The organism is Chthonomonas sp. (assembly GCF_035294165.1).
GTDB lineage: Bacteria > Armatimonadota > Chthonomonadetes > Chthonomonadales > Chthonomonadaceae > Chthonomonas.
The window spans coordinates 1-19,655 of the sequence record NZ_DATGLN010000180.1; the positions used below are offsets into that span (position 1 = coordinate 1).

A 19,655-nucleotide genomic window follows, 5' to 3' on the forward strand; every position below is an offset into this window, starting at 1 on the left:
TGTGGAAGAGGGCGAGCGTGGGGCCTACGAGGAGGATATCGAGGTTGCCATCGTTATCGAAGTCGAGGAAGGCGCATCCGTTGCCGATGGTTTGAAGGATGTTGAGGGGGCGAGGGCCGGGGATAACCCAACGGTAATCTAGCCCCGAAGGGGTGGCCACATCCACAAACCTCGGACCTGGCTCTCTAGACTTGGGTTTGGGAGAACACGCAGAGAGCAGCTGACACCCTGGCAGCGCTAGTGCAAGGAGGGACTGGCCGAGAAGTTGTCCTAGCTCCCTGCGTGTTATAAAGATATTTTGTAAGGAGTTAGTGCCCAGCCGAGCCTTGCCCATAATAACGTGCATAGGGAGGAATTTGTCCCCCACCGCCTGACTGAGAATGCATATATCCTTGGGTATAGCTCTGTGAATACTGCTGCTGTAGGCTTTGAACGTTAGGCTTTTGTGCAGGCGGGCCTGCAGCACGATTGCTCCCTACAGTAAAGTGATAAATTACAAATCCGAGAACGAGCACGGCTACAACGCAAAAAGCGATTGCAACCGGCAAGAGTTGTTTATTCATTTAATAGAAGCTCCCTTCTTAGTTTGAAATAACCGATGATGTGAGTTCTTTTACCCGTTTTTCTGCCACCTTGGCTACCTGCATGTTACCTAAAGCTCGTGCCGCGATAGCGAGTTGCCGGAATGTATCGGCAGCATTCGGGGCAAGTTGTGCAGAAAGGCTAAGTTGATGAAAAGCAGTTTTCAGATCGCCCTGTTTGAGAGCGATTACCCCACGCGCATAGGCACGAATGGCAGAAAGTGAAGGCTCAGTGCCAGAAAGCTCAAGCTGTTTTTGGGCTTCACGCAGTTCATCAGGTGAAGAGCCTTGCCGAGCAAGAAGGCTAGCTAACAAGGCATGCGCCCGATGATCATACGGCAATAGAAAAACGAGTTGCTTGGCTGTTTGTAAAGCCTGGTTGAGTTGACCGTTTTTGATCTGAAGTCCAAGTAGGAATTCTGCGCAGGCGCTGTTTTCAGGATCGGACTGAAAGACCTGCTGTGCTAGGGATTCTGCCTTCTGGGCGTCGGTGTAAGTGAAGTTTGGTTTTGTAAGGAGAGCTCTCGCCTCACCGAATAAAATATCCGACGGAAGAGGATGCTTTATTCGATACGCCCAGTAGGCTTGAATTCTCTTTCGAATGGGATTGATACGCTGAGGATGCCACTTGACCGTGGCATCATACTCAATTTGGGCAGAACGCAGCCGATTGAGACCCAACCAAGCATTTCCAAGGGCCTCATGCGCGCTCGGATTGGCCGTAGCGATCTGCACGGCGCGTTGAGCCAGAGGAAGCGCTTTTTGAGCAAAATGAGCATCGGTCAAGCTATTTGCCGTAGCAATAAGCACTTGGGGTGCATCGGCGGGAAGATGCAGAGCCTCTGCCCAATTCCGTAAGCATCCATCCACGTCTCCTCGCTGTGCTAGAAGCTCTGCCATTTTTCGATGTAGAGTTGACGATTGCGGATGCACTCGCAAAGCATCATAAAGTTGTTGATAGCGAGCAGCCCCCTTTTGACATAGAAGATAGAGATGCTGCCATTGCGCTACTTCTTTGGGTAGGCCGAGCCTTTGGTAAACCTCTCGCAACGTTAGTGGTGCTGTCGGATCGTAAGGGTAAAGCTGATAGGCTCGGATAAGGGGAGCCACCGCCTGCTGGTAGTTACCCAGTAGAAAGTAGGCTCTCCCTTCTGCAAGCCAGGCTGCGGCATCCTGAGATGAAAGCTGAAGGGCTACTTGCGCTTGCACCAACGCCTCGCGTAGGTCCTGAGAACCGGTACTATGCTGAAGCAACCATGTTGCAAAGGCCTGCCGTATGGCCTCTTGATGTGGCGCTAACTGGATCGCTTCAAGGAACTGCTTGCGTGCCGCTGTCTCTTGATTTGCTCTGGACAGAAGCAGGGCTAAGGTAGCGCGATTGGCCCCATCTCGCGGATTAAGGGCCACAGCCTTTTGCGCTGCTTGTAAGGCCCCGGTGTTATCTCCCAAGGTCTCACGGGCTAAAGCCAAATAGGCCCAAGCTTCTCCTAGTGTTGGGTCAAGTTGCAAGGCTTTCTGCAGCTCATCAGAGGCTTTATCCATAGCACGTTGGCTTACATAAAACTTGCCCATGAGATAATGGGCTTGAGCGGACTGGGGATGGGTGCCTACATATTGACGCAGTTCACCAAAAGCTGCGGTCACCAGACCACTGCCCAGCAAAGCACGTGCCCATTCATCACGATATTTCGGATTATCCGGGTCTAACCCAACAGCATGACGCAAAACGGGATCGGCATGAACATAGTCTCCTCGTTGGTTGAGCTTTAGGCCTAAATAATAGAGAAAGATAGGGTCTACACGGTGCTTTGGGAACTGCCGAATCATCTGTAATAGCGTCATATGGCGATAACGCCATCGAAGAAACATGGGACTAGACAGTAAAGCCCAGACCCCAAGTAAGACTACTATGCCTATGAGAGATAAGAAAAATAGGCGTCGAAGCACTATGGAATAGCCACTTATAATTGCTAAGTTGCTTCTCCTATGACCATCTGCCGCACGTTGCGTTATCATTCGCTTAAATGTACCTTATAGAAGAGTCAACAGGAGGACGAGCTTTCTCCTCCTGTTGACTCAGACCATAGTCTTTTTTATGGGTGGTTGCGCAGGATATCCTGTGGTGAATTAATCACCGCATTCATGACGTTAGCATCCACCGACTTCACGTGACCATCGGCAAACACAGCATTGAATTTGCCGAAATGGCGCGCTGCAGGCCGACGTCCTCCATTGCGACAGCTACCGAAGTCCTCCTGTTCTGGTATCCCAAAGTCCCAGTCCACGGATCCGTTTTCCTTCCATATCTTCGGATGCATATTGAACGGACCAGGCCCATCAGTACCACATCCAGACCAGCTTCCGCTTCCTGGAATATCGAAGTTGGGATCGGCAGCCTTATTTTGAGGCGTTCCGAACTCAGCAGCATCCGCAACTGCCACCAAATTGGCCGGAGAGTAGAGGCTAGCGAGTTTAGCACCAGGAAATCCGCCGTTTCCACCGCCAAAATCCACCCAGCCAATGGTTAGTCCGCCGAAGGGATTGTAGCCGTAGCTTGTTGGGTCCCATCCTGACCCGATATACGGATCATCCGGGCAGTTAAAGATGCCTCGGGCTTGCCCGGTAGCGGCGCTATAGGGCATACCATCGCCATATTTTTGTACATACGGCTGAATGCTAATGCGCCAAATACATTTCTGAGCATCGAGTGATGGCCCACCCCATCCGCAAGGGAAGGTCTCGTCATAGTCTTGGACATACATATCTATACCAAGACCGATTTGCTTGAGATTGCTGGTGCAGGTAATGGCTCGTGCTCGCTCTCGCGCCTGTGCGAAAACAGGGAACAGAATCGCAGCCAGAATCGCTATAATGGCGATGACCACGAGCAATTCGATAAGCGTGAATGCATTCTTCACTTTCATGTTTTTTTTCTCCTATCTATTTTCTGCCTTCTAGTTGATTGATAGTACTGACTGCGAAAAGACGATTAGGCCGTGTCACCATAAACAAACTCTACAGGTAGCACCACCTCCTTCTGTTGTTCTTTATCTCGCCTGGCTATCTGCTCCACTAAGAGGGCAATAGCCTGGCTTGCAACATCGAACCAAGGCGCCTTGACGGTCGTTAACCGATGAAAGAGACTTCCCATTGTTCGGATACCGTCATATCCTACCACCGCAATATCGTTTGGAACGTTCAGACCCCTGTCACGACAGATCACCAGCGTATCTAGAGCAGACATATCATTCCAACAAACGACCGCAGTAGCCTGGCTGCTAAGCAGTAGCTCGCAAAAAGTATCTACAGCCTTATCGTTATGAGCAATGTTTTCTGGCCCTTGCCACGTGGTAACTCGCATACGATAGCTTTGGGCACGCTCCATAAAACCATCGTAACGACGACATACGGATACGAGTGGACGGTTGCTTGCTCGGTAGAGCACATGCGAATGCTCCTTGTAAGCTAGGTGCTCCGCCTGGAGCTTGCCCCCTGTAAAATCATCCACAACTACCGAAGGCAAACTTTCTATGGCATCGGCAAGAGCAACAACCGGCAAGTGCGATTTTGCCAGAAGAGTTGCTAGCGGATCATCAGCAGAGGTATGGACGATAAGTCCATCTAGGCGCCCATCTACTAGTTCAGCATAGATGTCCTTTACGGAGCGACGGGGAAACGTCCCGTGAACTAATAGATCGAGCCGATGCTGATCACACCCTCGCTGTAATCCTCCTATGATCTCAGAATAGAAGGGCAAACTAGCGTTCAGGTACCCAAGACCGCCATAAAATCCGACAATGCCTGTTCGCTTCTTTCGCAGGGATCGGGCGATTGCATTTGGAAAGTAATCCAGCTCCGTAGCCGCTTGCAAGACCCGCTGTTGTGTAGCATTTGAAACTCGAACGTGAGTCATGTTTCTGTTGAGAACAGCAGAGACCGTCATACGACTAACGCCAGCTCGCTTGGCGACATCCTCTAACGTCACCATTTTGCGCCCTTTGTTTTCCTCTTTCACCGCTCTATCCACTGATTTATCGGTAAATCTAGATTCATTATAACAAAGGTTTGGTCAGCTGTCAAGGAATGAACCAAACTTTTGCATTATCGTTCTACCCCTCATACCTAAAACCCTGCAACTCGTTAGCTTTACAAAGCGGACTCAACCGTTTGAATGTGTTTTCATGGAATTTTGGTGACCCCCATTATGCGTTAATAAGTAGCGATAGCGCATTCTGAGGAGATCGGCTCCATGCCCACCTGTCATTCTCTCCAACCAATCTCTATCGTCAGGAGATACCTTCGATATGTCTCCGTGGGTTTCAACCGCAAGTTTATCTACTTGCTTCGCTGCTAAATCGCCATGATCTAAATAGTCTCTATAGAGGTACCGGTTACCTGGAACTGGAGGATGGGGATTGGGAGCCGTAGCACGCCCCATAAAGAATAAGAAAAGCCCCAAAAGCAGCACGACACCGATTACAAAGAGCTTTATTTCCTGTCCTTCCGCGTTTTGCATTTGCTCCCTCCAACATAAATCTCCTCAGCGCCCCATGTCGAAGCTGGTATTATTATAACATGCTGACTTGTGCCAAAGGAGCCGCTCATGCAAATAGAACTGCCAAGCCACCTGTTCACCTTCCCTGAAGTGCCTCTGCCTACCGTCTGGAGTGTGCGTCAAATAGAACGTACTCCTGCCTTGCCCCCAAAACAGATAGAACAGCGTACCCGTGAAGCCCTAGAGTCGCTGCTCGCATCTCGGTCGCTGCCTACCCACGCCTCGGTTGCCGTCGGCGTGGGTAGTCGTGGCATTGCCAATCTCGCCCTCATCGTCCGAACGGTTGTCGGCGTGCTGAAAGCGCATGGGCACTGCCCCTTCATCGTGCCCGCTATGGGCAGTCATGGAGGAGCGACCGCTCAGGGTCAAACAGAGGTGCTCCATAGCTACGGCATTACCCCAGAAAACGTTGGCGCCGAAATTAAAGCCACCATGGAGGTCTCCCCAATTGGAGAACTCACAGAAGAGGCCGAAGGCTATAAAGGCTTCCCCGTTGTCTGTGACCGCAACGCCCTCCAGGCCGACGCGATTCTGCTGATCAACCGCATCAAACCGCACACCGACTTTACCGGCCCCATCGAAAGCGGTATAGCAAAAATGCTGGCCATCGGGCTTGGTAAACAACAGGGCGCCGAACGTATCCATCACTACGGAGCCGCAGGCCTTCGTGACCTCATGCCCCACGTAGCCCGCTTTATGGCCGCACACCTTCCCGTCTTAGGCGGCATCGCGCTTATCGAGAACTCCCTCGGGCATACCGGCGAAATCCATCCAGTTCCCCCTCATGCCATCGGGCGAGCGCCGGAGCAAGCCCTCCTCGATAAAAGCCGTAAGCTAATGCCCCACCTGCCCTTTAGCTCTCTTGACCTTCTACTGGTGGATGAGATGGGAAAAAACATCAGCGGCTCCTGTATGGATACGCATGTCATCGGCCGTGCCGTTATGCCCTCCATCCCCGAATCCGAATGGGATGGCCCCAACATCCGCCTCATCGCCGTTTTTGATCTAACCGATGCCTCTCATGGCAATGCTGCAGCCTTTGGTCTTGCCGATATGATCACGGAACGCCTTGCCAAAAAGATCGATTTCGTCGCCTCCTACATCAACATGCGCACCAGCGGCGAAGGCGGCATCCAACGTGCCCGATTGCCCCTTATCCTGCCTACCCCGGAAGATTGCGTGCGTACCGGCATCGCGACCTGTGGCCGAGGCGACTGGACAAAAGTGCGCCTTGCGCGCATCCGAAACACGGCCGATCTGCAAAACCTTGAAATAAGCCAAGCCCTGCTTGAAGAGGCAAAAGCGAACCCAGATCTCGAGGTCGCTGCGGTGGGGCATCCCCTTGACCTAAGCCGACCGCTTCCTGCCGGACGATAGCACAGCTTTACAAGTTCGTTTTAGAAATGGATGGCCAACTGGGTGGTGAACACAGAGTTGCCAGTAGAGCGTGACATGTCCAGCAGAGAAGAGGAGCTGTTCCCGTACTGATACAGCAACTGCAACATGGCATTGCGAGTGAGGTTTAAACCGGCTCCCAGTGTGATAAACTGCTGCGAAGGAAGAGAGCGTCCACCTAGGCCGGAAGCGGCAGAAAGATCGTAAAAAATGCTCTCAAAACCCGCACTCAGATGCAAGCCCGGCAACGGATCCCAAATGACGCCTGCTCGCCCCCGATAGACTCCATTCAACACCATGTCAGAAAGAGCATCCCGGTTGTTTGTGTTCATCAGAATTTCACCCATCAAATAGCTCTGAAGCGAGCGAGACAGCCGTAACGAAAAACTGGTAAACGGCCCCTCCAAAAGGGCGCTGTTCGGTAGCAGCAGGCTACTGGCCAAAAGCGAGTTATTGTCAAGCGCAGGGGCTACAACCTGAAAGCCTAACTCCGCACTTGCCGGTCCATTGGCATACCCCACATGAAAACGGTAGGCATTGCCCCCCAGCAAGGAATAGCTGCTTCCCTCCAGGATCGGCACTAAATTGCGTAATGCTTCGGCCTGCAGCGTAATGTTAGATAGAGGGCGATAGGTAAGGCGTGTTATGTAAGACAACGCCCCGGTGCTAGGAGGAAGGAGCGGGTCAAGCGCAGTCGCATCACCAAGTTGCATCTGCAGTTGTGCGGCACGCGTCAGAGAGAGTTGAAGTGCAACTCCAGTGCCAGAAGCATTGGACAATCGCAAAGTGTTCGCCAGATCCGTGAGATTCAATGTGGGAAGAATAGCCTCACCAACGGCTCTAGAAGAGGGTGATCCGCCAACCGCCTTGGAAGAGGGCAAAGGTGCTTCGAGTAGGGGGAGTTGGGGGTCTACGTGTGCGGCCACTTGAAAAGCGGGGGCAGGTCCCGAACCTGACGCGGCAGAGCTTGGGGAATTGGTAAGAGACGCTTCTACGGCGGCAACACTAGCTTCTGCGGCAGCTCGCGTCTCCCCCAGCATCTTCAACTCCGGCTCAAATTCGACCACCAGACGCTTAAGTGGCTCGATCTCTTTGAGGGTAACATGTGTCGCCGAGCTGGCCACACTGAGCCTATCCAGAGCACGCTTCAAGGCTACGGCCAACTCATAGCGAGAGCGCAGAGACTTGCCCTGAAAATAGTCGCTTGGATAGCCGGTAATCGCCCCCTCCTGTTGGAGGGTCGCTAGTGCCGCATAGGCCCAGTTACCGGAAGGCACATCTTGGAAAGGATTCGACGCCTGTTGTGCCAAACCCATCCGCGCACCTGCCAGTAGAAGCAGAATAGCCCCCAAAAGAAGAAAGCTATGCCAATGTAAACCTGCTCTTTTGACCATCTCCACCTAGACCTAGGCGCTGACTAACCAACGACATGGTTTTTAAAAACCCTTGCACCCTCTATATAATACTGGTGCCGCTGTCGTTCTGTCAACAGAATTTTTTGCCCCCATTGCTTTGAAATCAATCGTTCAACAGAACACGCGCACTATGTCCCGGAATCATCACCGCACTCACCGGTCGTGTCATTAATTGCCCGGTCGGCATACCAGAAGCAGGAACAGGTCCGCCTCCCTTTGCCCCCACTAAATACTCGGTACGGCCTAAATCTATCTTTACGGGCTGAGTACCGGGATTCACTAAAACCATCCCTCTGGTGAAGTCGCGCCGATAGACTCCCCAGGCTGCATCCCAGTTGGCCGAAATCGTCCTTGCCGGCTCCGAAAGAGGCACGCCCAGCGGCACCGTGTATTCTGGATACCACGAGAGGGTGCTGGTATCGAACATATTAATATACGTATGATGGCCCTTAATTAGTAGGTACGAGCCGATAACAAACCACCGAGCATCGTAATCCGAATCGCGTGTGTAAGATTGGCAGATCACGATCTTGTCGGCTCGAATGAGGGCTAAAAGACGGTTCATCTGAAGGTGCCAATCGCTTGGCATATAGTAGTTGCCCGGCCCCGCCAGCGCAAAACCCTCATTCATTCCCCCATCTCCAACCGCGTAGTCGGTAGTGTCCCACGCATTCACTAAGCCACCTAAATTCGGCAGATAGTAAAAGTGTTCTGGCTGGTCATGTAAGGACTTGCAGCAGTAGGCACCGTACAAATTGAGATTCGGTATCCAGTTTTGCTTACACGCTTCAGCACTGGAGAACCAAGCAAACGGCGGGTTCACCTGGTTCATAAGAATATCCTGCGTATAACTATCGGCGAACACCCCATCGTCTTCATTATCGCGTAGTCTCTTCAGAGCCGTCTCCGCCCAATACTTAGGCCATTTGGAAATGGGCTTGCCGTTCCTAAAGAGGATGTTCATCACGTCCCAATGATAGACATTTTGGGAAATGGGGCTTCCGTCGGCAGCCCTTAAAAACCAGTTTGGATGTTGTTTTATGTAGCCAAAATCGTTCGTCCAGCGCTCTCCATCCAAGAAAGCTGCCGTTCCGGCCCCCACAGCAAGCTGATAGTGCAGCACAATGAAATGCGGGTTCAACTTGCGAATCATCTCTGCCCAACTGCGGGTCTCCTTTTGGGTGCCCACATAATGGTCTGCGATAAACCGCCACTGAGCCTGGCTCAAAGAGGCTGCCGATGGCAGCTGATCGGAAAAGACGACGATCCTGTTGGTTGTATCGGGAAAGGGATGCGCTTCGGCACCAATCGGCTGTAAAGGGCGCGCGGCCACCTGCCCCAAAAGCCCAATCCATCCCAGGAACATTATCGTTAAGGGACAACTTCGACGGTTCATAGCGCGTGAGAGGTGTGAGACGATGTTGGCGAAACCCATTCAGTTACCACCTCCGCGCCATTCGGCACTATCTACCCACACGATTCCTGGTGTTAGGCTGCGTTTATGGCCGGTTCTTATATCCATCACCCAGAGAGGCGTTCCCCACACCACGCGCTCGGTGCCGTCCCGATGTTTCCCATAGGGAACAAGGTCTCTATCGGCCCACATGACCTTCGTCCCATCCGGTGACCATAATAAAAACTGTCCATCGGTGATAGGTTTGGCCTTTCCCGTGTTCATGTCCACATAATAGAAACCATATAACGGCCTAACGGTGCTGTTTCCTTCATCGCTCCACAGGACAAGATGGCTTCTGTCTTGGGGAATCTTTTGCAATCGTGCAACGCGAATATCTTGTAACGATATATAGGCGCCTTCTGGGGTCATTTGCGAGGGCTGAAAGCGAAGCCGACGCTCTATCTTCCCATCTAATCCGATTGTGCAGATTCCCGGAACGGTCTGTCCGCTATCGTCAACATAATCACAAGCTCCTACAATCGTGCTGTTATTCCACCACACGGGGCAGTCGAGATGCGTTTCCACTTTAATCTGCTGCTGGGTAACTAGGTTGATCAGCACATCCGGCTTGCCGGAGTCGGGATCGGCAGAAACATAGAGATATCGCCTATTTGGCGACACCACCGCATTGGGGTTTTTCTCCCAGGGTGTTAACGTATGCTGCCGCCCGGGCAACGTGTATAGCTTGCCGTTGACGATCAATGCGCGGCTATCCTCAGTCCAAGAGAAGGTTAGAAAACCAAAAGAGGTGATCTTAGCGATTCGCATCAAATGGTGTCCCCTAGCGTCCATCACATAGACGGCGTTCGCATAGGCATTGCGGCGCTCATACTCACGATCAAAAGCAATAAAACGGCCGTTTGACGACCATAGTGGGCCGGTATCGTCTGTAGAGCCATAGGTTAACTGAATACGTCCGGAGCCATCGGGGTTTATTCGATAAATATGAAAATGGCTTAACCGATGACTATGAGGCGGAAAATAGTAACGTGCCGCATACACAATGTCTCGCTCGGCTCTAGCCCCAAATCCGAAGCCGCTCAAAAGCAAGCTAAAAATAAGAGTGAACGCCCTTTGCATTTGCCTACACGCCCAAAGAATCAGGATCGGGGTGAGGTTCCTCCTCACCCCGTGGACAGCAGTGACCCAATTTTTCGATCCGAACGTACTAAGAGCGAGAGACGCCGGTTAGATTCGTGATGGTGCTTGTCCGCACGGTTATGGCGTGGAGCTGTTGAGGAGACAACACACCACCGCTACCGTAGGGGCTGCTGCCGGGCATTCCGGGCATCGAGCTACCTCCAGCAAACGGCGGCCTCCCCCCCATTCCATAGGGCGAAGAGCTGCCGCCATAGGGAGACATTCCAGGATAGCCCCCTGGCGCCCCTGGATAGCCGCCCGGCCCACCGGGGTAGCCACCGTAAGGAGACCCACCGCCATAGGATGGCCCTCCTACAGGAGGCCCCCCCGGCTTCATGCCTCCCTGGCGTCCACCGTAAGGCGCTCCTCCATAGGGCATACCTCCATAAGGCGCACCACCCATTGCATAGGGCGAGGAGATACCCCCCATCCCGGGGGGACCGCCTGGCATGCCCGGATACCCACCTTCAGGAGGCATACCGCCCGGCCCCCCATAAGGCATCCCATAGCTGGTAGTGGTTAGACCACTGGCCGTGGCGTTGTTGATCTGGGCGGGAGTATCTCCTTTTATCGTCAATGTACTAACCATCTTTACCACACGCCCGGCCGTGTAGGCAAAGTAGATGTCGCGCTCGAAGGTGATTTTGGGCTTTTGAATGGGAATGCCGTTGAACATGATCGTGTCGGGCAGCTTCGCCGTCTCCGTAGTAGAGTCAAACGATTGATGAATCTTGGCTGTTGGGTAGCCATTCTGCCACTCCAAATCTACCAGGCGACTGTGCAGCGTCACTTTAGGCTGATCGCCCGACGGCAAACCGGGGATATCTATCCGTTGCTCTGGAGTGATCCACCTCTCCCCAACGGAGACGGCGGCCTCCGGCAGCGTGGGCAGGTTAAGCGCATCTAACTCCAAAATATTGGGTTGGGCAGACGCAGCTGCTCCCTGCTGGTAAGCTGCCAACCGGCCTTGCGGCGCGGAAACGGTTCTCACAGAGTTCGAGTCGACCTCATAGTGAATCCTGCCCAAGGCATCGAGCAGCTGGTAGACCGAAGAAGGCAACTGATTTTGTGGGTAGGTGAACTGCTGTCCACCCTGCATCAGCGTTAATGCGGTAAGTTTGTCACGCACAAGCGCTTCTGGCAAAGGTTGCTCGATATCGAAAAGCAGCTTGCTTTCAACCGAAGAGAGGGGCACGTCGCTGCTAGAGCCGGTTTCCGAAAAACCTCCCACAATCACCGACGAACTGTCGCGGCTATAGTGAAACTGAAAACCCTCCGGGAACCGATAGCGTAAGCGCAAAACAGAGGGGCCATTATGAATGATATTGGCGACGTTGACGCGGATGGAAGTCGAGCCGAGTTGGACGCTGCCGTTAGCCTGATCGGGCGCAGGGCCGAAAAGCACCAATCGCACCGTGTGCTCACCATCCGAAACCCCCAAATCCTTTGTAGCCCAGATATAGGTGAAGGGCTTATCGGAGTTCCGTTGTGGATAGACCGCAGCGGTGAACTTCCCATCAATGTAGACGCTAACATAGCCCTCCGGCGGGATGCTGGCACGCGGCACCTCAATGGCCACGTTCTCACGAACGGTGGCACCATCCGGCGGGCGAATAATGGTAAACGGTATCCCCTGCCCGCGCGCCCACGGCGTCCCTAGCAAGCATATAATAGGGAGCAAGTAGACGCCTAAGCGCATCATGCTACGGTAGAACATCGTCAACGACCCCTCCTTCAGAAATCTCTTGCTGCTTCCGAACGTGTATTTCAGTGTATCATAGTTCCTTGTACAAGTCAAGCACTCATTTATCCTATACGGCAGAGAGAGGACAAGGGAAAATTTTGGATATTTTTATCCAAATATTGACTCTGCCATCTCTAATGTTGGATACTATTTAGTAGTGAAAACCGTTCGAAGGGTTCATTGCCCTTCGTCTTTTGGGAGGTAAAAACATGGAATACCGTGTGTTAGGAGAAACGGGGCTTAAAGCTTCCGCCGTCGGTTTTGGGGTCTGGACCGTCGCCACAACCATGTGGGGCATCAATGACGATGAGGTGGGCATTCGCCTGCTGCGTCGCGCCTTCGATCTCGGCATAAACTTCTTCGATACCGCCGATGTCTACGGCGACGGAAAGGGCGAGACGTTGCTCGCCGACGCACTCGAAAATCATCGTCATGAGATCGTTATCGCCACCAAATTTGGCTACGATTTCTACAACTACCCTGGCGTTCAGCCCGGCCAGAGAGAAAGGCCTCAAGACTGGACACCAGCGTTCGTACGTCGCGCTTGTGAACAGAGCTTACAACGTCTGCGCACCGACCACATAGACCTTTATCAACTTCACAACCCGCGCCTCTCCGCACTTCAAAGCGACGATCTTTTTGCCACGCTCGAAGTGCTTAAGCAGGAGGGAAAAATTCGCTCCTATGGTGCAGCCTTAGGGCCGGCGCTGCGACCTGAACGACAGATAGAGGAGGGCCTCTACAGCGTCAAAGAGCGCCGCATGGCCGTCCAGATCATCTACAACATGCTGGAACAACAGCTCGGTGAGCCGATCTGCCCGGCAGCAAAAGAGGCCGGTGTTCCCGTCATCGTGCGTGTTCCCCACGCTTCTGGCATTTTGGAAGGGCGCTACACCACCGAAACCACCTTCGATACAAACGACCACCGCAGCTTCCGCCTCACCAACGATCAGATGCGCCAAGAGTGGCTTATCAATGGGCTAAAGAAACTGGAAAAGTTGCGCTTTGCTGCCGAATCGGCAGGCCGCACACCTGGCCAGATGGCCATCCAGTGGCTGCTCGCTCAGCCTGCCATCGTGTCGGTATTGCCCAACATCTACGACCATGCTCAGTTGGAGGAGTTCGCCAAAGCACCCGATACTCCCCCCTTTACCCAAGAAGAGCTGGACAAAGTGGCCGATCTCTATGCCAACAACTTCTACCTAGAGCCGACGGCAGCTACCCCCTAAAAGAAGCTCGGCTTAAAGCGCCAAACCATCTATGTCATCTCCGCACCCTTAGGGGTACGGGGAAGGGGTTGAAACTTGTTGCTTGATTCGGGGTCTAAAAAGGAGGTGATGCATCGTTATTGATTGTTGCGAAGGAAGGAGCAAGGAGTTGGTCATTACCAGACTACGGTTTGCACGGACGATATCTACGCGCGGTACTGCAGTCAAAATGCTATGCATCCTGCTCAGCGTGGCCTTTGCCTATCCGGTTCAAGCGCAGCTTGGCCGCTCGCGTGCACCAAGTCCTTCCAAACCAGCCCAAACTCCCACCATTCCTTCTACTCCAACTCTCAATCTTATGCCACTGCCAAAAGTGATCTCGGCCAGCAGAAACATCAAATTGTGGGACACCAGCGGCCAACCTACCCTTCAGATCGACCCGAATACCGGCGACCTTAACGCTTTGACACTCGGCACGAAAGACGGGCAGCAAATGCTGATCTCCGGTGGAGCGGATGGCGTTGTACGCCTCTGGAATCTGGCCTCAGGTGCACCCGGCGACACACTTGCTGTGAACCATGGCCCTATAACCGCACTGGCTCTTTCTCCTGATAACACGATTCTTGCTGTAGGTGCCGCCGATGGTTCCATTAGCCTTTGGGCGTGGCAACAAGGGCGTTTGCTCGCTGCCGTGCCAGCCCATAGCGACGCGGTTACAGGCCTCATCTACGCTCCCGATAACCATACCCTCATTAGCGCCGGCGCCGACCGACAGATTCGGGTATGGCTGTTGTTCGATAACGGACGCAGAATCGTTTTGCGCTCCAGCATCCTAGCCCATGACGCCCCCATCACCGGCATAGCCCTGCTTGCCGGAGCTACCCAAGTCGCCAGCGTCTCCGAAGATGGCTATCTGATGATCTGGAACCTTGCCACAGGAGCACAGATTCGGCGTGTTTTCGTTTGCGAACGTGGTGTCACCGCTCTTGCCGCCTCCCCCGACGGCAAAACCCTGGCCACCGGCGATTCCAACGGCCATATCCGCCTCTGGAATGCCGCGACAGGAATGCCCCTCGCTTTCCAAGGGAATCTCCCTCAACCCCCCCGCACCCTCCTCTGGAGTGCCGATGGCACTGTGCTCATCTGTGGCGCTGCCGATAATACTCTCAGCTTCTGGAACGTAAATACAGATAAGCAGGTCGCCTGTATCGCTGCCCATGACGGCCCGGTACGGGCGCTCGTACTTGCACCCTAATTTCGATCCGCTAGCAAGGAGATGAACAATGGAAAACCGTGGTCGTACCATGGTCGAATTCGCTTTCTATAAAGTTGACCCCGCTTGGCGACGCCAACCCGATGAAGTTCGAGAAAAAGACAAGGCCGACTTCGCCTGCGCGGTGGAAGAGGCCGCCGACGAAATGATGATCCGTAGCTACTCCCTTACCGGCATTCGAGGTGACGTAGACCTCCTGCTTTGGATGGCTTCACCTGACCTCGACCTCCTGCGAAACCATGCGGCTCGCTTTCTACGAACCGGCATCGGCCGCTGGATGACACAGCCCTACTGCTTCCTCTCCATGACGAAAGCCTCCCAATACAAAGACCCGACCGCAAAAAACGAACCGGAAGGGCGTCGCCTCATCATCCGCCCCACCGGGCGCAAATTCCTCTTTGTTTATCCTTTCGTCAAAACACGCGCCTGGTATCGAATGCCTTACGAGGAACGCCAGAAGGCCATGGCGGAGCATATAGAGCTTGGGCATAAATATCCGACGGTTAAACTCAACACCACCTACTCTTTTGGCATTGATGACCAAGAGTTTGTGGTTGCCTTTGAAACCGACATTCCGGCCGACTTTCTCGATCTTGTACAACATATGCGGGAATCGGAGGCAAGCGCTTATACCCTTCGGGATACCCCAACCTTTACGTGCGTACAGGTGCCGCTGCGTGAAGCTCTTGATGCAATTGGCTAAATATAACGCCCTCGCCACAACATGCAGACCATAATAACACGCGAAGAGCAGATTAAAGCCTATGCTAAAGAGCTAGGCTTCGATCTTGTCGGCATCGCGGAGGCCAGTCCCTCGATCTTTCAACGAGAGTACCGCGACTGGCTTGAAAAGGGATATGCCGGTCAGATGGACTACCTTGCCCGCAATCTGGAGCGACGGCTAAACCCTCAAGAGCTTCTGCCCAACGCACGCTCTCTTATCGTTGTGGGTATGAACTACTATGCCGACACAGAAGAGGGGCCGGGAACTCCTCCTGCGCGTCCAAACCATGCCATTTTCGCCCGTTACGCTCGTGGGGACGACTACCACGATGTGATGACAAAACGCCTCTACCAACTTTTGGAGCACATCAAAAAACACATCGCGCCAAACGTCTCCGGGAGAGTCTATGTAGATGCAGGCCCTCTACTCGAAAGAGAGGTGGCTCAGCGTGCCGGTCTCGGCTGGTTCGGCAAAAACACCATGCTGATCCACTCGCGCCGTGGCTCTTATTTCTTCCTCGGCGCTCTGGTAACCGATCTCGACCTTGAACCCGACCGGCCGGCTGAAGGCCACTGCGGACGATGCATGCGTTGCATCGAAGCCTGCCCTACGGGTGCCCTTATCGCTCCGTACCAACTCGATGCTCGCCGCTGCATATCCTATCTCACTATCGAACTAAAGGAGGCCATCCCCGTGGAGTTGCGCCCCGCGCTCTCGGCCAATGGCAACCGCGTTTTCGGTTGTGACATCTGCCAGGAGGTCTGCCCTTTCAACCAAAAGTTCAGCACACCCACCACAGAGCCGGCGTTTCAGCCCCGTGAGATCACCCAAAACAGCCGCTTAGTAGACTTATTGCGATTAAGCGAACCGGAGTTTCGAGAAAAGTTTCGAAAAAGCCCGGTGAAACGTGCAAAACGAAGGGGGTTGCTGCGCAATGTCGCTGTTGCTCTTGCCTATAGCGACGATCCGGAGGCAGAATTCGCACTTCAAAACGCCGCCGAACATGACCCCGATCCTCTCGTACGAGAGCACGCTGCTTGGGCGCTCGATACGTTAAGAAAGCGCAAAACCACCTCATCACGCCCTCACCCAAACCAGGCCTAAGCAAGCCATTGGCTCCCTGAGTAAGAGGCATCTCATCCGCAAAAAGATACCTACATAAAACTTCCTCTTGATTTTCCTATATGGACGTGATATAATCGCATCTAGTTTCCAGGGAACAAGTCAGAACAGGAACGAAACGGGGTCGCTCAACGCCATTATCCTTGATTATGATGACAATAGAACCCCGAAACAACCTAAGGGAGACACGCATGACAATGAGCTGCTTAGAAAACAGCATCCTGGAACGTGGCATAGCATATAAGAACGAGGGCCAGTACGATGAGGCTGTCGCTGCCTTTAAAGAGGTCTTGGAAAAAGACCCCAATTCTTGCGACGCACATCATCAACTCGGCCTTGTCTACGGCTTTACGGGTCTCTTCGACGAATCGCTCGAAGAGCTTCAAAAAGCCGTGCAACTTGCTGCCGAGCGCGTAGATATCCGGCTCGACCTCGCCCTCACCTACTCTATGCTCGGCATGTACGACGAAGCGACGGCGGAGTTCCAGGAAGTGCTGCGTCTTGACCCAAATAATAAACGCGCCACCGATAGCCTGAAATTCATCAAGGAGATGCTTGGATAGCGAACGCCGCATTGTCCCGTGCTGCCTCGCCCTCTCGCCAAGGTGTGGCTCGCTTGCACAAGTTTCCTAACTGGTTCCCGCCCGTTTTTTATCTCTTACTTGCCGCCATCTTCCTCTACCGCACGACCTTTGTAGGGGATGTTTTTTTGCCTGCCGGGTTGCTGGGTACTATCGCGCCCTACCAGACTGCAATTCACACCAAATCGCTGCCACCCTGGAACCCGTTGCGCTGGGATGGCATCGCCCAGTTCTATCCTTGGCGCCTGTTTGCCGCCAGAACGGTTCGATCCGGATTTTTGCCCCTATGGAATCCCTACCAGTTCTGTGGAGCGCCCTTCGTCGCCAACAGCCAGTCTGCTGTCTTCTACCCGCCTAACCTCCTACTCGATCTTTTTCCAACGACGATTGCATTCAACCTTAATGCTCTCCTACACCTCACCCTCTGTGGCTGGTTCACCTACCTGTTTCTCAGACAACTTAGGTGCTCTCCCCTCGCCTCCCTGCTTGGCGGCTGCATCTATGCCTACTCGGCCTGGCAAGTCCAATGGCTCCAGCTCCCCACCTTTCTCGCCACGTCGTGTTGGTTTCCCCTCCTGCTAGGTCAACTTTACAGGCTCCTGCGCACGCCCGATTCCGCCGGCACCGCCCTTACCTCCGCTGGGGCCTCCCTCGGTCTTATGCTGTTGGCCGGCCACTTACAGATCGCCTTCTATGGCCTATTGGCTGCCTTTCTATGGGCGCTCGCCCTTCTCATTCGTACGGCACAGGAACACAAACCCATCGGGAAACTGCTTGCGCTATCGGCCGGGTTTTTTTTACTCGGTGGCCTCCTCTGTTCCGTTCAGCTTCTGCCAACATTAGAGCTTTCGCGTCTATCCCACCGCGCAACCCAGGCCACAGCGGCCGGTTACCAAGAGTACGTCGCCTACGCCCTTCAACCCTACGAACTCTCTACCCTGTTTTTGCCAAATCTCACCGGCAACGATTACGATCCGCAAAACCATTATTGGGGCTTTTATCTACAATCTGCCGGCAACTCGCTGGTTGCTGTACGACATAACGCCGCCGAAACAGCGCTCTATATAGGCATTCTTCCTCTGCTTTTGGCTGCCGTGGCCGTCTATCGCGCGTTGCATCGCCGTTCCCCAAACTATCGGGCGCTGTTTTTCGCGATTCTCGCGGTGTTCGCCCTTCTCATGGCGCTCGGCACCCCATTGAACGCGCTCTTCTATTTCGGGATTCCAGGCTTTGGCGCTTCTGGGTCGCCGGCGCGCATTCTGGTGCTCTGGGCCTTCGCCATAGCCTGTTTGGCCGCGTTTGGTTTAGACTATCTTCTCGAATCACCACTCGAAAAGCCGCCACTCCTCGCCCTTTTTGTGGCGCTACTGGCCAGTCTTGGCATCTGCCTTTTGTTGGTCTCTCAGGCACTGTCGGCGCCGCTTCCTGGCTTTGACCTGCTCAATGTGCCGTCCTTCGCTCAAGCGCTCTCTCGTATACCCTATGATTGGGTTCGCCTTGGGGTCGGTCTTACGCTATCCGCTATTCTCTTCTGGAGAACACAGCGTCGCCCTCCGCCAGGCTCCTTTCGTTTCGCTCTCGGCTGTCTCGCTATCACGATCGCCGACCTCTTTTGGACCGGTATGCCGGTCAACCCGGTTGCCCGTTCAGCTTGGGTCTATCCTCTCACGCCAGGCATTCGCTATCTTCAAACCCACCTCGGCCATGAGCGTATATTCCCCATAAATCGGTTCTGGAGCCTCGATAACCCACCTCCGGTCGTCTTACCCCCCAACGGGGCTATGGTCTACGGACTGCGAGATGTGCAGGGCTACGACTCCCTATTTCCTGGTCAATTGAAAGCCTATGCCGACCACTTTGCGCGTCCCAATCGTTTCGGCGTAAGCGACGCTAGCCCCCCAGAAGTAGGTAATATGGTGTTTTTTCAAAACCCTAACGCCCCTCTTGTTCCAACAACCGGTGCTCGCTATGCGGTGGCCCTACCCACCGACAACCCTGCCTTTGCCGATGTCACCCTTCCCCCTCAAACACCACCGCTGCCGCTCTCAAGCGATGACCTTACCCTCTATCCTCTATCCTCTGCGCTACCACGTGCTCGCTTTGTGTCGGACAATCCCAATCTCCCAAATCCATCGGTAATGTATCTTCAAGACCTCCCTACCCGCGTATCCTTGCAGGTTGCAGCTTCTTCCGGCGGCTTGCTTATTCTCGCCGACGAAAACTATCCCGGTTGGGAAGCAGCGGTAGATAAACATGCGGTGCCTATTCTCATACCACCAGCATCTCAAGGTTCGCTGTTTCGCGCTGTACGCCTCTCTCCAGGCAACCACATCGTCGCATTCCAGTTTCGACCTTCAAGCTTTAACATCGGGCTTTATCTGAGCTTAATAGGCATTTTGTTCCTCTGCTGGGAATCATCCAAAAACCTATTCCGAAGTCGCAGAAATGTATAAGGAGGAAG

16 protein-coding genes are annotated in these 19,655 nt (G+C 53.6%); 7 read left to right on the plus strand and 9 right to left on the minus strand.

Annotated features, from left to right (window positions below; genetic code table 11):
• Positions 1–308: 308 nt before the first annotated feature.
• The 5 genes from VKV29_RS09690 to VKV29_RS09710 form a co-directional block, all read right to left on the minus strand.
• Positions 309–563, minus strand: a complete 255-nt coding sequence (locus VKV29_RS09690; protein WP_324201105.1) for a hypothetical protein — start codon at positions 561–563, stop codon at positions 309–311.
• A gap of 18 nt (positions 564–581) precedes the next feature.
• The gene (locus VKV29_RS09695; RefSeq protein ID WP_324201106.1) at positions 582–2,423 is read right to left on the minus strand and encodes a tetratricopeptide repeat protein; all 1,842 of its coding nucleotides are present in this window, start codon (positions 2,421–2,423) and stop codon (positions 582–584) included.
• A gap of 251 nt (positions 2,424–2,674) precedes the next feature.
• Positions 2,675–3,505 (minus strand): DUF1559 domain-containing protein, encoded by an 831-nt coding sequence (locus tag VKV29_RS09700; protein WP_324201107.1) that lies wholly within the window; start codon positions 3,503–3,505, stop codon positions 2,675–2,677.
• Between the two features lie 65 nt (positions 3,506–3,570).
• A complete protein-coding gene (locus VKV29_RS09705) occupies positions 3,571–4,596 on the minus strand; it encodes a LacI family DNA-binding transcriptional regulator (RefSeq protein WP_324201108.1) in 1,026 nt (341 codons plus the stop codon).
• Between the two features lie 144 nt (positions 4,597–4,740).
• Positions 4,741–5,097: a hypothetical protein gene (locus tag VKV29_RS09710; protein WP_324201109.1), complete on the minus strand. Its 357-nt coding sequence runs from the start codon at positions 5,095–5,097 to the stop codon at positions 4,741–4,743.
• Between the two features lie 87 nt (positions 5,098–5,184).
• On the opposite strand from VKV29_RS09710, the gene VKV29_RS09715 reads away from it, so the two are divergent.
• Positions 5,185–6,513, plus strand: coding sequence for a hypothetical protein (locus tag VKV29_RS09715; protein WP_324201110.1), 1,329 nt, complete (start codon positions 5,185–5,187; stop codon positions 6,511–6,513).
• Between the two features lie 20 nt (positions 6,514–6,533).
• Here the strand turns inward: VKV29_RS09715 and VKV29_RS09720 are convergent, their stop codons facing one another.
• The 4 genes from VKV29_RS09720 to VKV29_RS09735 form a co-directional block, all read right to left on the minus strand.
• The gene (locus tag VKV29_RS09720; RefSeq protein ID WP_324201111.1) at positions 6,534–7,925 is read right to left on the minus strand and encodes a hypothetical protein; all 1,392 of its coding nucleotides are present in this window, start codon (positions 7,923–7,925) and stop codon (positions 6,534–6,536) included.
• A gap of 124 nt (positions 7,926–8,049) precedes the next feature.
• On the minus strand, positions 8,050–9,381 hold the full coding sequence (locus VKV29_RS09725) for a putative glycoside hydrolase family 15 protein (RefSeq protein WP_324201112.1): 1,332 nt from the start codon (positions 9,379–9,381) through the stop codon (positions 8,050–8,052).
• Entirely contained in the window at positions 9,382–10,482 is a 1,101-nt protein-coding gene (locus tag VKV29_RS09730) for a hypothetical protein (protein WP_324201113.1), read from the minus strand.
• Positions 10,483–10,570: 88 nt separating this feature from the next.
• On the minus strand, positions 10,571–12,259 hold the full coding sequence (locus tag VKV29_RS09735; protein ID WP_324201114.1) for a hypothetical protein: 1,689 nt from the start codon (positions 12,257–12,259) through the stop codon (positions 10,571–10,573).
• Between the two features lie 236 nt (positions 12,260–12,495).
• Here VKV29_RS09735 and VKV29_RS09740 point away from each other — a divergent pair, with 236 nt between their 5' ends.
• The 6 genes from VKV29_RS09740 to VKV29_RS09765 all read left to right on the plus strand — a co-directional run bounded on the left by VKV29_RS09740 (position 12,496) and on the right by VKV29_RS09765 (position 19,647).
• Positions 12,496–13,515 carry an aldo/keto reductase gene (locus tag VKV29_RS09740; RefSeq protein WP_324201115.1) on the plus strand — a complete coding sequence of 340 codons (1,020 nt, stop codon included), beginning with the start codon at positions 12,496–12,498 and terminating at the stop codon, positions 13,513–13,515.
• Positions 13,516–13,663: 148 nt separating this feature from the next.
• Complete coding sequence (locus VKV29_RS09745; RefSeq protein ID WP_324201116.1) at positions 13,664–14,749, plus strand: WD40 repeat domain-containing protein; 1,086 nt, start codon at positions 13,664–13,666, stop codon at positions 14,747–14,749.
• A 28-nt stretch (positions 14,750–14,777) separates the two neighbouring features.
• Complete coding sequence (locus VKV29_RS09750) at positions 14,778–15,470, plus strand: chlorite dismutase family protein (RefSeq protein ID WP_075162143.1); 693 nt, start codon at positions 14,778–14,780, stop codon at positions 15,468–15,470.
• A gap of 21 nt (positions 15,471–15,491) precedes the next feature.
• Positions 15,492–16,595, plus strand: a complete 1,104-nt coding sequence (gene queG / locus VKV29_RS09755) for a tRNA epoxyqueuosine(34) reductase QueG (RefSeq protein ID WP_324201117.1) — start codon at positions 15,492–15,494, stop codon at positions 16,593–16,595.
• Between the two features lie 215 nt (positions 16,596–16,810).
• Positions 16,811–17,176 carry a tetratricopeptide repeat protein gene (locus tag VKV29_RS09760; protein WP_044948861.1) on the plus strand — a complete coding sequence of 122 codons (366 nt, stop codon included), beginning with the start codon at positions 16,811–16,813 and terminating at the stop codon, positions 17,174–17,176.
• A 53-nt stretch (positions 17,177–17,229) separates the two neighbouring features.
• Positions 17,230–19,647, plus strand: coding sequence for a hypothetical protein (locus tag VKV29_RS09765; RefSeq protein ID WP_324201118.1), 2,418 nt, complete (start codon positions 17,230–17,232; stop codon positions 19,645–19,647).
• Positions 19,648–19,655 lie beyond the last annotated feature (8 nt).

Excerpts from the sequence above, each read along its gene's own strand:
- VKV29_RS09750 (WP_075162143.1), top strand. The coding sequence starts at position 14,778 with ATGGAAAACCGTGGTCGTACCATGGTCGAATTCGCTTTCTATAAAGTT.
- queG (WP_324201117.1), top strand. The coding sequence starts at position 15,492 with ATGCAGACCATAATAACACGCGAAGAGCAGATTAAAGCCTATGCTAAA.
- VKV29_RS09730 (WP_324201113.1), bottom strand. The coding sequence starts at position 10,482 with ATGCAAAGGGCGTTCACTCTTATTTTTAGCTTGCTTTTGAGCGGCTTC.
- VKV29_RS09715 (WP_324201110.1), top strand. The coding sequence starts at position 5,185 with ATGCAAATAGAACTGCCAAGCCACCTGTTCACCTTCCCTGAAGTGCCT.
- VKV29_RS09700 (WP_324201107.1), bottom strand. The coding sequence starts at position 3,505 with ATGAAAGTGAAGAATGCATTCACGCTTATCGAATTGCTCGTGGTCATC.
- VKV29_RS09720 (WP_324201111.1), bottom strand. The coding sequence starts at position 7,925 with ATGGTCAAAAGAGCAGGTTTACATTGGCATAGCTTTCTTCTTTTGGGG.
- VKV29_RS09735 (WP_324201114.1), bottom strand. The coding sequence starts at position 12,259 with ATGTTCTACCGTAGCATGATGCGCTTAGGCGTCTACTTGCTCCCTATT.
- VKV29_RS09740 (WP_324201115.1), top strand. The coding sequence starts at position 12,496 with ATGGAATACCGTGTGTTAGGAGAAACGGGGCTTAAAGCTTCCGCCGTC.
- VKV29_RS09695 (WP_324201106.1), bottom strand. The coding sequence starts at position 2,423 with ATGACGCTATTACAGATGATTCGGCAGTTCCCAAAGCACCGTGTAGAC.
- VKV29_RS09760 (WP_044948861.1), top strand. The coding sequence starts at position 16,811 with ATGAGCTGCTTAGAAAACAGCATCCTGGAACGTGGCATAGCATATAAG.
- VKV29_RS09710 (WP_324201109.1), bottom strand. The coding sequence starts at position 5,097 with ATGCAAAACGCGGAAGGACAGGAAATAAAGCTCTTTGTAATCGGTGTC.
- VKV29_RS09725 (WP_324201112.1), bottom strand. The coding sequence starts at position 9,381 with ATGGGTTTCGCCAACATCGTCTCACACCTCTCACGCGCTATGAACCGT.
- VKV29_RS09690 (WP_324201105.1), bottom strand. The coding sequence starts at position 563 with ATGAATAAACAACTCTTGCCGGTTGCAATCGCTTTTTGCGTTGTAGCC.